11 protein-coding genes are annotated in these 12,384 nt (G+C 38.4%); 9 read left to right on the top strand and 2 right to left on the bottom strand.

The window, feature by feature from the left end; translation table 11 throughout:
* Positions 1 to 3 precede the first annotated feature (3 nt).
* Together V6R96_RS15885 and V6R96_RS15880 are read left to right on the top strand one after the other, a co-directional pair.
* Positions 4 to 1,323 carry a RagB/SusD family nutrient uptake outer membrane protein gene (locus V6R96_RS15885; RefSeq protein WP_336379178.1) on the top strand — a complete coding sequence of 440 codons (1,320 nt, stop codon included), beginning with the start codon at positions 4 to 6 and terminating at the stop codon, positions 1,321 to 1,323.
* Positions 1,324 to 1,398: 75 nt separating this feature from the next.
* Positions 1,399 to 2,163 (top strand): LytTR family DNA-binding domain-containing protein, encoded by a 765-nt coding sequence (locus V6R96_RS15880; RefSeq protein ID WP_336379179.1) that lies wholly within the window; start codon positions 1,399 to 1,401, stop codon positions 2,161 to 2,163.
* A gap of 55 nt (positions 2,164 to 2,218) precedes the next feature.
* Here V6R96_RS15880 and V6R96_RS15875 read toward each other — a convergent pair whose 3' ends face one another.
* On the bottom strand, positions 2,219 to 3,061 hold the full coding sequence (locus V6R96_RS15875; RefSeq protein ID WP_336379180.1) for an AraC family transcriptional regulator: 843 nt from the start codon (positions 3,059 to 3,061) through the stop codon (positions 2,219 to 2,221).
* 92 nt (positions 3,062 to 3,153) lie between these two features.
* On the opposite strand from V6R96_RS15875, the gene V6R96_RS15870 reads away from it, so the two are divergent.
* The 7 genes from V6R96_RS15870 to V6R96_RS15840 all read left to right on the top strand — a co-directional run bounded on the left by V6R96_RS15870 (position 3,154) and on the right by V6R96_RS15840 (position 11,916).
* A complete protein-coding gene (locus tag V6R96_RS15870) occupies positions 3,154 to 4,101 on the top strand; it encodes an NADP-dependent oxidoreductase (RefSeq protein ID WP_336379181.1) in 948 nt (315 codons plus the stop codon).
* A gap of 539 nt (positions 4,102 to 4,640) precedes the next feature.
* A complete protein-coding gene (locus V6R96_RS15865) occupies positions 4,641 to 6,116 on the top strand; it encodes an ATP-binding protein (protein WP_111957463.1) in 1,476 nt (491 codons plus the stop codon).
* A 7-nt stretch (positions 6,117 to 6,123) separates the two neighbouring features.
* Positions 6,124 to 9,729, top strand: coding sequence for a response regulator (locus tag V6R96_RS15860; protein WP_336379182.1), 3,606 nt, complete (start codon positions 6,124 to 6,126; stop codon positions 9,727 to 9,729).
* Positions 9,730 to 10,095: a response regulator gene (locus V6R96_RS15855; protein WP_167409425.1), complete on the top strand. Its 366-nt coding sequence runs from the start codon at positions 9,730 to 9,732 to the stop codon at positions 10,093 to 10,095. It begins immediately after the preceding gene.
* A 1-nt stretch (position 10,096) separates the two neighbouring features.
* Positions 10,097 to 10,927 carry a protein-glutamate O-methyltransferase CheR gene (locus V6R96_RS15850; protein ID WP_336379183.1) on the top strand — a complete coding sequence of 277 codons (831 nt, stop codon included), beginning with the start codon at positions 10,097 to 10,099 and terminating at the stop codon, positions 10,925 to 10,927.
* 9 nt (positions 10,928 to 10,936) lie between these two features.
* Entirely contained in the window at positions 10,937 to 11,509 is a 573-nt protein-coding gene (locus V6R96_RS15845) for a chemotaxis protein CheB (RefSeq protein WP_223558873.1), read from the top strand.
* 41 nt (positions 11,510 to 11,550) lie between these two features.
* Positions 11,551 to 11,916 (top strand): response regulator, encoded by a 366-nt coding sequence (locus V6R96_RS15840; RefSeq protein WP_111957457.1) that lies wholly within the window; start codon positions 11,551 to 11,553, stop codon positions 11,914 to 11,916.
* A gap of 93 nt (positions 11,917 to 12,009) precedes the next feature.
* Here the strand turns inward: V6R96_RS15840 and V6R96_RS15835 are convergent, their stop codons facing one another.
* Positions 12,010 to 12,312: a hypothetical protein gene (locus V6R96_RS15835; RefSeq protein ID WP_336379184.1), complete on the bottom strand. Its 303-nt coding sequence runs from the start codon at positions 12,310 to 12,312 to the stop codon at positions 12,010 to 12,012.
* Positions 12,313 to 12,384 lie beyond the last annotated feature (72 nt).

Here is a 12,384-nt window from a genome sequence, read left to right as displayed (position 1 = left end):
AAAATGAGAAAAATAACTACATTCATTGCTCTGGCAGTCATCAGCTTTACAAGTATCGGCTGTGACCGCTTTCTGGATATACAGCCTGAAGGGAAAGTGATTCCGGTTAGCGTTGAAGATTACAGAAAAATACTGACATCCGCCTATTCCAAATATCCTATTCATAAATCCCTTTCTGCCCTTCGTACAGATGAGATGGTAATAGATGAAAATACCAGTGATTTCCCTTACTATCGTGAACTGGCTATGTGGAAGGACAGCAATTATGATGCTGAAACAAAAGAATTTCAGTGGGCAGATTTTTACACGGTAATCTTCTACCTGAACCAGGCGATCAACGAAGGCAGCAAGACCATGAAAGATTCTCCTGAAAAAAATCAGATTCTGGCAGAAGCTTATGCATTGCGTGCGTATTCCTATTTTGATTTGGTTAATTTGTATGCAAAACCTTATAATACTGCTACGGCTTCCGCGGACAGGGGAGTTCCTATCAGTTTAAAAGCTGACATGGAAGCAGTATTAAAACCTTCTACCGTACAGGAAGTCTACAATCAGATTCATGAAGATATGGAAAAAGCGGAGGGTCTTATGGTAGAACAGCAGCAGGCTGCCGGTGCTAACTATAAATTTTCTAAAAATGCTCTGATTGCTTTTAATGCAAGACTTGCTCTTTATCAGGGAGACTGGAATAAAGCACTGTATAATGCACAGACGGTATTGGCTGTAAAAGGAGAATTAAGTAATTTAAATACCAGCAATACGGCACCTAATCATTATGCGTCCGTGGAATCTATCCTGGCGCTAGATAATCCATTGAATACTAATGTTCAAAATGTAATTTTTGCCTCTCCGGAATTGATTTCAAAATATAATTCCGTTACAGACAAAAGATTTGGAATCTATTTTGAAAAAAATAACAATAGGTATAAAGTGATTAAAGGAGGCAGTAATAATTTCAGGGTCTCTTTCAGAACAGCTGAATTATACTTTATAAAATCTGAAGCATTATTAAAGCTCAACAGGCTTGATGAAGCCAAAGAAGCATTGCTGAAAGTTTTAGCCAACAGATATACTCCTGCAGGATATACCGCAGTTCAGAACGAGATCAGTCCAATGAATGCCTCACAGTTCATGAGCTATCTTCTGGACGAAAGATTCAGGGAGTTTGCTCTCGAAGGCCACAGATGGTTTGATCTGAGAAGAGCAGACCAGAAAAAAATTATTCATATCGTCAACGGTGTAGAATATATTCTTCAGCAGAATGACCCGAGATATACCATAGAATATCCTATGAGTGCCAAGAAGAATAATCCGAATTTATAAAACATTTATATTAACATCCTCTGAAACCGCTTGAACGTAATAGTTTAAGCGGTTTTTTCGTACTTTTGTGAGGTTATGAAAATCGCCATTATAGAAGACGAACTGCTGGCTGTTAATTATCTCAGGGATCTGCTGGATAAGCAGACCATAGTCCCTGTCACAGAAACCGTGATTCTCCGTTCAAAAAGACAGGCCATAGACTTCTTCGAAAACCATTCTGCTGACCTTATCTTTATGGATATTCACCTGGGGGACGGCATGAGTCTGGAGATTTTCGAACAGGTGGAACTCTTTACACCCATTATTTTTATCACTGCTTTTGATGAATATGCAATACGTGTTTTCAGGCATTTTACCATAGATTATCTTCTGAAACCTTTTGAAGAGGAGGATTTGCATAAAGCATTACAGAAATTCATTTCCATACGGTCCAATTTTGATCCCGAACCCGTCCTCAAATCTATTTCCACCTTACGTCAGCCGGAAAATCCCGGGAAAATGAATCATTTCATGGTACGCGAGGGAAATAAACTGAAATCAATAGACGAACATCAGACCGCTTATTTCTTTGCTTCCGGAAAATACCTGTTTCTGACCACCAACGATGGCAAAACCTATATTTATGATGATACCATTAAAGATATCATCCATAAGCTGAATCCGGATCTGTTTTTTAAGATCAACCGCAAATTTATCATCAATAAAAATGCTATTGTTGAGATTATCAAGCATTCCAGTCAAAAAGTAGAATTAAAACTTTCTCCGGCTCCTGAAATCAATTCAGATGTATTTATCAGTAAAAGACAGATTACGGAATGCTTAAACTGGCTGAAAAGCTGATTAAGACATAATTGTGCTTAAAACGGACTTCCAGAGTGATCATTTAAAATGTATTTTAATCTTTTAATGATTTAATTCCCACTCGGTATGCTTTAAGACTCAATCCCTTATGTCGCTTGAAAAACTTATTGATATGGCTTTCATCAGCAAACCCAAATTCATCGGCTATTTCATGAACTCTTTTATCACTGAAACGTAATCTGTGCTCTATCAGCCGGATGCGGTAAGAAGAGATATACTGCTGTATAGATTCATTGCATTGCTTACGAAAATAGCTGCCAAGATAGGTAGGGGATAACCCGAATTTTTCAGAAATTACGCTAATCTTTAAAAATTGAGGACGGCTTATATGTTTCTGAATGTAATCCAGAATTTGCAAAATACGGCTGCCAGCATTGAGTGTGATCAACCTTGGCTGAATCATAGCCATATTCCTTGCAGCGATTACGATAACAGCATTCACAAAATGTCGGATGAGGTCTTCATTGTAAATAGATTGATTTTTAATAGCTTGCTGTAGGTTTTGTATCCCTAAATCAACCATTTTTCTGTCATCATTATTAACAAGTACCGAGCCTGGTATATGGGATGCATAGTATAAAAGACATTCTATATGGTCTATACTTTTCCATTGATATTCCCGGATATAGCTTTCTCCAAAACGGATCACTATAAATTCGCAGGTATGTTCAAGATCAAATGCATGACAGTCATTGGGTGTTATGAGAAATAGATCTCCTGCAGAATACCAAAACTTATTTCCATTCACAGTGTGATTTCCCGTGCCCGAAATGACGTATACAAATTCGAAAAAATTGAACTGCCTGTCACGTAGAGGACAATCATTCACTTTTTCGTAGAATACTTCAAGTGGCTGATGGATGTTTTCTTTTGCCATATCGTAAAGATACCCAAATAAGCTTTAAATGTACCTTTTTTTACTCTGTTTTCCAGTCTATTTTTGTAAAATTAATACAGTAAAGAAGTACTATGAAAGCAATCGTGTTGGAAAAATTTGGAGGAACTGAATGCCTTATTTATAAAAACATAGAAAAACCTGAAATAAAAACAAATGAAGTACTGATTAAGGTGAAAGCTGTAAGCATTAATCCGGTAGACATCAAAGTACGAAGCCGACATGCTCCGCTGGCAAAAGAACTCGCACAATATAATCCATTGATTTTAGGTTGGGACATTTCTGGAGAAGTGGTGGAAGTCGGAAGTGAGGTCACGCAATTTCACATTGATGATGAAGTGTTTGGGATGGTCAATTTCGTGGGACACGGTAAAGGGTATGCAGAATATGTTGCAGCTCCGGCCGAACATTTCACTTTAAAACCGAAGAATATCACTCACATAGAAGCTGCCGCAAGTACCATGGCGGCTTTAACGGCATGGCAGGCATTTAACAGCTACGGTAAGTTGAGATCAACAGATAAAGTGCTTATCCATGCTGCTTCGGGTGGCGTGGGACATTTTGCTGTACAAATAGCAAAATACAGGGGCGCCTATGTCATTGGTACATCTTCATTGTCCAATCGTGATTTCGTATTAAAACAAGGGGCTGATGAGCATATCGACTACCATGCAACTTCTTTTGAAAAAGTACTCAGGGATTTAGACTTTGTTCTTGAATCCATTGGAGGCAAAAACTTTCAAAAATCAGTACAGGTATTAAAACCATTTGGAACCATTGTCACATTACCGTCAGGACATACGGAAGATGACGAATTAAGAGCCCGTGAAAAAAAACTACATGCCTGTTATTTTATGTCTGTCTATTCCGATGGGATCGATATGAAGCAGATTGCGTCCTTACTGGAAGCAGGTATATTGAAACCTTATGTCTCCCATGTATTTGAATTTGAAGAAATGGCTAAGGCACATCAGCAAATTGAAACCGGGCGGACGGTTGGGAAAGTAGTGGTGAGGTTTTAAAAATCTGTGAAGGAAATGAGAGCGGTTTTGGGAGATCATTTATTTTAATTATTCCTAAAGTAACCGAACAAACAGATGATAACAATTTTAGGTCGTATTTCATTTGTTGTATGATCATTTGTGAAAAGGATTATTTTTGCCGTATTTCAATTGATTCTATACAATGAAACGATTTTACTTTCTGATCACAGGCCTTCTTATCCTTATTTCATATCAATGCCAATGCACAGACCGATAGTTTAAAAAATTATATAGTCAGTGCTCTTGGCCTTATGAAGGTCAAATCTGTTAATAAACATCGGATCACCTGGAATTCGCCGTATATGTTCACTTGTCCGGTATCATTTAAGTATTAGATTTAAAGCTTTTTTTTGAATATAATAAAATTTTCATATTATTTTTTTTAAAAATTGATTTATAAGTATATACGTGTGGTATGTAGACGTAAAATGAATAAAAAAATCAATGTTTTTCGAAATTTTGTGAGTATTTTTGGCGGGACTTAAATATAAAATAAACCCCAAGTACTGATTCATTTTATGATCTTAATTGTTGATGATAACCAAAGCAATCTTTATTCATTGAAAAAACTGCTGGAATCTAAAGATTTTCAGGTAGATACAGCCAGTTCCGGAGAAGAAGCATTAGGAAAGGCCATAAAAAATAATTATGCATTGATTATTTTGGATGTGCAGATGCCGGGCATGGATGGATTTGAAGTCGCAGAAACATTAGCTGATTATAGCAAAACAAAAGAAGTTCCCATTATATTTTTATCCGCAGTCAATACCGAAAAGAAGTTTATAACCCGCGGATATGCCTCAGGAGGAAAAGACTACGTCACAAAACCGGTAGACCCTGAAATTCTGTTGCTTAAAGTGAAAACCTTTTACAGTCTTCAGGAGCAGAATCTTGCCATGAAAAAGACACAGCAGAGTCTGGAACTGGAAGTTAAAGGAAGACGCGAATCACAGGTAACCATGAAATCCCAGATCGATCACTTTCAGCTCATGCTTGAGTCACTTCCGCAGATTGCATTTACACTCAATGAAGATGGGAATATAGAATTTGTCAACTGCAAGTGGTATCAATACTCGGATACAGATGTGGATTTTCCCGAAGTGCATCCCGATGACCTTAATATCAGAGAAGAATTTAACCGCTGCCGCAAAAAGAGCCAGGCACTCGAGCTCGAGGCCAGGATAAAGAAAGTGGATTCCGGAGAATACAGATATCATCTCCTGCGAATAACCCCGGTGAATGACGGAAATGTAATAAAAAACTGGGTAGGAACCTTTACCGATATTGATGATCAGAAAAAAGTAGAAAAAGAAAAAGATGAATTCCTGAGTATTGCCAGTCATGAGCTGAAAACACCTTTGACCAGTATAAAAGCTTATGTCCAGCTTTTGGACCGTAAATTAAAACTAGATAAGCAAAGTGCTGAAGCAGGCTTTATGAACAAGGTCCAGGACCAGATTGAAAAACTGAATAACCTGATTACTGATCTGCTGGACGTTTCCAAAATAGAAAACGGAAAGCTTAAAATCAACAAAAAGCCAACCAGCCTTGAAAACATTATAAGCAATGCGGTTGAAACCATTATCCAGACCCATGACGAAAATAAAGTCAAGATAAAACGGCATGGTATAAATCCGGATATACTGATTCCTTTAGATGAGGTACGCATAGAACAGGTTCTCATTAACTTCCTTACCAACGCCATCAAATATTCTCCTCAGAATAATCAGATTATAGTCACTACGTTTGTAGACCAAGAAAAGCAGGAAGTAAAAGTAAGTGTCACAGATTTCGGAATAGGAATTCCGGACTTTAAACAGGACGCCGTATTCCGCAAATTTTACCGTGTAGAAGAATCCTCACTGCAGTTTCAGGGAATGGGTATCGGATTGTTCATCTGTTCAGAAATCATCAAACAGCACCACGGAACCATAGGAGTATCCAGTAAAGTAGAAGAAGGTTCTACTTTCTATTTCACTTTACCTTTAAACTAAATTTCTCATGCCTAAAAAAATAATCAGAAATCTTCAGTTTGGGGTCGGGTTATCTTTGCTGATCCTGATTGCGAGTTCAGTTGCATCTTATCTGAGCATTCAGAAACAGATGGATCATCGTGAAAGCCTTTCCCAAAGCAGAAGATCCATAACGGCCGTAAAAGACGTTCTTGTTGCCCTGCTGGATGCCGAAACCGGAAACAGAGGTTATCAGCTTACAGGAAGAGAAAATTTCCTGGAACCTTACAACCGCAGTTTAAGCGAATTTTCTAAAGCGATAGAACGGGCAAAATCTTTAGATATCTCAGATCCAAAACAGCAGCAGCGTTTAAATGACCTGGAAAAAAATGTTAACAATAATATTGACAATTTAAAGCAGTTTGTCCACAACAGACGGAATGGTATTATAATGACCCAGCAGCAGATCCTGTTGAGCAAAAGCTATATGGACAAATGCCGCCAGATCGTCCGCGATTTTGTACAATACGAAGAAAGCCAGCTTGAAATTAAAAATAAAGATCTCAACCGCTCATCCGGTACAACTGTTATGTTTATTATTGTTTCGGCAATATCAGCAGTAATTGTTACCCTGTTTTTTTATATTAAGCTGAGAGCAGATCTGATCCGGAGAGACAAATTAGAAAAAGAATTGAGATCAAAAGATCTGGAAATAAGCAGACGTGTAAGTGCTGTTCAGCAGATCGCGAACAGGGTGGCCAATGGAGATTACAGCCAGAAAGCAGTAGATCATTCGCAGGATGATCTTGGAGATCTGGTAGATTCCCTGAACCATATGACCGATTCCCTGAAAAAGTCATTTGATCAGATCAATAAAAGTGACTGGCGTCAGAAAGGATTAGCCTTGCTCAATGAATCTCTGGTAGGCAATAAATCCGTGAAGGAAGTCTCTGATGTATCCTTAAACCAGCTTGTAGAATATAGTAAATGCATCAACGGTGCTTTATATCTGTTTGATGAGGGAATACTTAAGCTTAGTACAGCTTTCGGTCTGGAAAGTACAATGAAAAAAACTTTCGAACCGGGGGAAGGAATGGTTGGCCAGGCTTTTGCCAATGAAAAAATGCAGGTTTATAATAACCTTCGGGAAGATGATTTTGCCGTAAGCTTTGCCAGCAGCAGAATAAAAATTAACAGCATATTATTATTTCCGGTTCATGCAGACGGCCACTGTATCGGGATACTGGAATTAGGATCAACATCAGATTTTGATGAAGACAAAATTAATTATTTTGCTGAAAGCAGCCGCAATATCGGAATTGCTTTAAATGCTGCCAAAGGCCGCGAAAAAGAACAGCAGCTCCTGGAAGAAACCCAGGCTCAATCAGAAGAATTGCAGGTGCAACATGCCGAACTGGAAAATCTGAATACCGAACTGGAAGCCCAGACACAAAAGCTTCAGGCGTCTGAAGAAGAGTTGAAAGTACAGCAGGAAGAACTGATGCAGGCCAATGCCGAACTGGAAGAACGTTCAAGAATGCTTGAAGAAAAAAATCACCTGATTGCAGAAAGAAACAGCGAAATCCAGAAAAAAGTTGAAGAACTTGCCTTAAGCACCAAATATAAATCCGAATTTTTAGCCAATATGTCTCATGAACTGAGGACTCCGCTAAATTCAATTCTTCTCCTCTCAAGATTAATGGCCGAAAATCCTGATGAAAACCTGAATGAAGATCAAGTAGAATCTGCAAAAGTTATTCAGAGCTCCGGAAGCAGCCTTCTGACCCTTATTGACGAGATTCTTGACCTGGCTAAAATAGAATCAGGCAAAATGTCACTGGAATATCAGGATGTAGCGATTGATGATGTGGTGAAAGATCTGAAAAACTTATTCAATCCCGTTGTTCAGGAAAAGAAACTCAGATTTGATATTCAGATAACGAATGATGTCGAAAATACAATCGAGACCGACAGGCTTAGAGTAGACCAGGTATTGCGTAACCTTTTGTCAAATGCTTTGAAGTTTACATCAGAAGGAAGCATTACGCTGAACATCGCAAAAGATCCTAAAAATAAAAACTTTATTGTTTTCACTGTAAAAGATACCGGAATAGGAATCCCGGAAGAAAAGCAGGCTATTATTTTTGAAGCATTTCAGCAGGCGGACGGCTCTACACGCCGAAGATTTGGCGGGACAGGATTGGGATTATCCATAAGCCGTGAAATTGCCAGACTGCTTGGAGGAGAATTAACCCTGAAAAGTAAAGTAAATGAAGGCAGCGAATTCAGTCTGATTATTCCTGTAAAAGCTGTGGCTGAAACAGTTCAGCCTGAAACCGACGTGCATTTGGTGGATATCATCCGTGAAGATGTTGAAGTGATTCAGAATATTTTAGAAGATACAGAATCCCAGCCAGCCTTACCGGTAGAAGTATTGCCGATTCCGGAAGCTATAGACGATGACCGGGATGCAATAACTGCACAGGATAAGGTAATTTTAATTGTTGAAGACGATATTCATTTTGCAAAAGCTTTACTCAAATATGCCCGTATGAACCAATACAAGGGGGTAGTAGTGGTAAGAGGAGATTACGCATTATCGGCAGCCGTTCAGTACCACCCACAGGCTATTTTGCTCGATGTTCAGCTACCGGTAAAAGATGGATGGCAGGTGATGGATGAGCTTAAATCCAATGCTTCAACTAGGCATATTCCGGTACATATGATGTCCGTATTGCAGCTTGAGAAAGAAAGTCTGATGAAAGGGGCCATTGATTTCATTAATAAGCCGATGGCACTCGATAAAATGACCGATGTTTTCAGGAAAATTGAAGAAGCTCTTCTGAAATCTCCTCAAAAGGTCCTAATTGTTGAAAACAATGCTAAACATGCCAGTGCACTGGCTTACTTCCTGAGTAATTTCAATATTTCCTTATCCGTAGAAAATAATGTAGAAGACAGCGTGAAAGCCCTGACGTCATCTCATGTGGATTGCGTCATCCTGGAAGCTTCAAAAGGGAATGAATACCAGATCATTGAATCTATCAAAAGTTATGAAGGACTGGAAAACCTGCCCATCATTATTTTTACAGAGCACAGTCTGTCCAAATCCGAAGAGCTTAAGATCAAGCAGTATGCAGATTCCATTGTCGTAAAAACCGCCCATTCTTACGAACGGATTTTAGATGAAGTAGGTTTGTTCCTGCATTTGGTGGAAGAAAAAAATAACTCTGTTGAAACAGCAAGAAACAAAGTTCTAGGATCATTGACTGAAGTGTTGAGCGGTAAAAAAATACTGATTACCGATGATGATGTCCGTAATATATTCTCTCTGACCAAGGCTTTAGAAAAATATAAAGTTGAGGTAGTTGTGGCTATGGATGGAAAACATGCCCTGCAGCAGATTAAAGAACATAAAGATATAGACGTTATTTTAATGGATATGATGATGCCTGAAATGGATGGCTATGAAACCATAAAAGAAATCAGGAAAATGCCGGCCCTTACAAGACTTCCTATTATTGCCATTACAGCAAAATCTATGATTGGAGACCGTGAAAAATGTATCGAGGCCGGAGCCTCAGATTATATATCGAAACCTGTGGATATTGATCAGTTATTGTCCTTACTGCGTGTCTGGTTATATGAAAGTTAAATGATGAATAAGAAAATTTTAATTGTGGACGATGATCCACGTAATATATTTGCACTCAAACTCACCCTGAAATCCCGTGGATATCAGATTGAAAGCTGTATCAGCGCTCAGATAGCTATTCAGATTTTAAAAGAAAATGAAATAGATATTGTCCTTATGGATATGATGATGCCTGAAATGGACGGTTATGAAGCCATAAAGATGATCAGAAATACGCCGTCTATCAGTCAGATTCCTGTAATCGCTGTTACAGCACAGGCAATGCCGGAAGACCGTCAGAAATGTCTTGATGCCGGAGCTCAGGATTACGTATCAAAACCTATTGATGTAGACCAGCTGATCGCAGCCATAGAAAAGCTTCCATAAAATGTTAGAGCCCAGTATTGTAAAAGATGAAGAAGTAGAATACCTCATAAAAGATGTTTATGAGATGTACGGCTATGACTTCTCAGAGTATAGCAGAGCTTCTTTTAAGCGTCGGGTAAACCGCATCTGCCTGATTGACAGATTTACCAGCTTTGCAGAGCTCAGGTATACCATTCTTAACGATCCGGAATACCTGAAGCGCTTTGTAGAAGAAATAACGGTGAATGTTACAGAAATGTTCCGCGATCCCCATTTCTTTAAAGCTCTCAGAGAAAAGATCTTACCACAGCTCGGGACCTATCCGCTGATCAGGATCTGGGTAGCCGGCTGCTCGACCGGTGAAGAAGCCTATTCCATGGCTATACTGCTTAAAGAAGCCAATCTTTACCATAAGTCACTGATATATGGTACAGATCTTAATCCGTCCGTTTTGGAAACTGCGCGTTCAGGCGTTTTCCCTTTGCAGCAGATGAAAACCTATTCGGAGAATTACATTTTATCCGGGGGCAAAAAAGATTTTTCAGATTATTATACCGCGAACTATGACAGTGTGAGATTTGATAAAAGCTTACAGGAAAAATTAATTCTATCTACTCATAACCTGGTTTCGGACAGCTCTTTTAACAGTTTTCAGCTCATCATCTGCAGAAATGTACTGATCTATTTTGACAGAGGACTGCAGGAGCGTGTCTTTAAACTTTTTGATAACAGTCTTGAAAATTTAGGCTATCTCGCACTGGGAGCAAAAGAAACCCTTAGATTTTCCAAACTTGACAGGAATTACCATCAGGTAGATGACCAGCGCATCTGGAAGAAAACAGAGCATATGTAAAACATGATCATGGAAACAGAAAATACAAAAACAGAATTAGTGGTCATAGGAGGGTCCGCAGGAAGTCTGCAGGTCATTCTTGAAATGCTTAAAAAATTGAAAGATAAGCTCAGTTTCCCTATTGTTCTGATACTGCACCGTAAGGCTTATTCAACCAATATCCTGCAGACACTGCTGCAGCAGTTCATTTCCATTGAAGTGGTGGAAGTGGATGATAAAACAGAAATTCAGAATAATAAAGTATATGTGGTTCCTGCAGATTATCACCTTCTGTTCGAGAACAAAAATATGATGTCACTGGATTTTTCAGAGAAAATGAACTATTCGCGGCCATCCATCGATGTAACCTTCAAATCTGCTGCGGAAGTGTATGGAAAAAACCTGGTGGGCGTTCTGCTGTCAGGAGCCAATGCTGATGGAGTGGAAGGTTTGGGATTTATCAAAAAAAATGAAGGAAAAGTCTGGATTCAGGAACCGGAGACGGCCGAGGTAGAGTATATGCCTAAGCATGCGCTGCAGGAAGTTGCCTATGATTTAATCATTACACCGGATAATCTGGCAGACTATATCAATCAATTATAAAAAATACAGTATAACAACCCTAAGATTTAAATAGAAAGAATATGAGCGCAAAGAAGATTTTGATTTTTGATGATGATACCACTATTTTAGAGATCATTACCATCATTTTTGAAGAGAATGGATATCAGGTCGAAATTTCAGAAACATCTCATGATATTTTGGAAAAAGTTTCGCAGTTTCAGCCAGATGTTATTCTCATGGATAACTGGATTCCGAAAATTGGAGGAGTTCAGGCAACCCAGCTTCTGAAAAGTCATGAAGAGTTCAGGTCAATCCCGGTTATTTATGTAACAGCCAACAATGACATTGTGAGGCTGGCACAGGAAGCTCAGGCTGATGATTATGTGGCTAAGCCATTCAACCTTGATGATCTGGAAGAAAAAGTAGCTAAATATTTACAGCAATAAATAAACTAAACTAAACTAGTAGGAATCGTATAAAATGCGATAATATTAGAATTATAGAATAATCCTTACTTCATCTGTAAGGATTTTTTTTGTTTAAATAATTCTTTTGACTGGCAGATACTTTATTTCCTCAAAATGTTTGATTTTTTCACGGATAAAGTCAACGGTGCAATTTCCGTTATTGATTTCAGTAATCAGTGCGGTTAAAAATAATTTCAGTTTAGGATAAAGTAGTATTTTGTTTGTAAATGTAGAGGCAATGATGGTCTTTTTAGATACGATATTCTGTGTAAAGGTATATTCACCTTCCAAATCAACGGTTGAGTAAAACTGGTGTGTTATACTAATAGATAAATACCGGTGTATCAGTTCTATATTTTGTAACATGTTTTCCATCTGGTGTATTTATATGATATACAATAATATTTATGCCACAATTGTTTTTTAATGATTTTTTTATTGATAATC

This window comes from Chryseobacterium sp. CCNWLW53 (assembly GCF_037083525.1).
Taxonomy (GTDB): Bacteria; Bacteroidota; Bacteroidia; order Flavobacteriales; family Weeksellaceae; genus Chryseobacterium; species Chryseobacterium lathyri.
The sequence above is the reverse complement of the archived record's forward strand: the minus strand, read 5'-3'. Positions and strand labels throughout refer to the sequence as shown.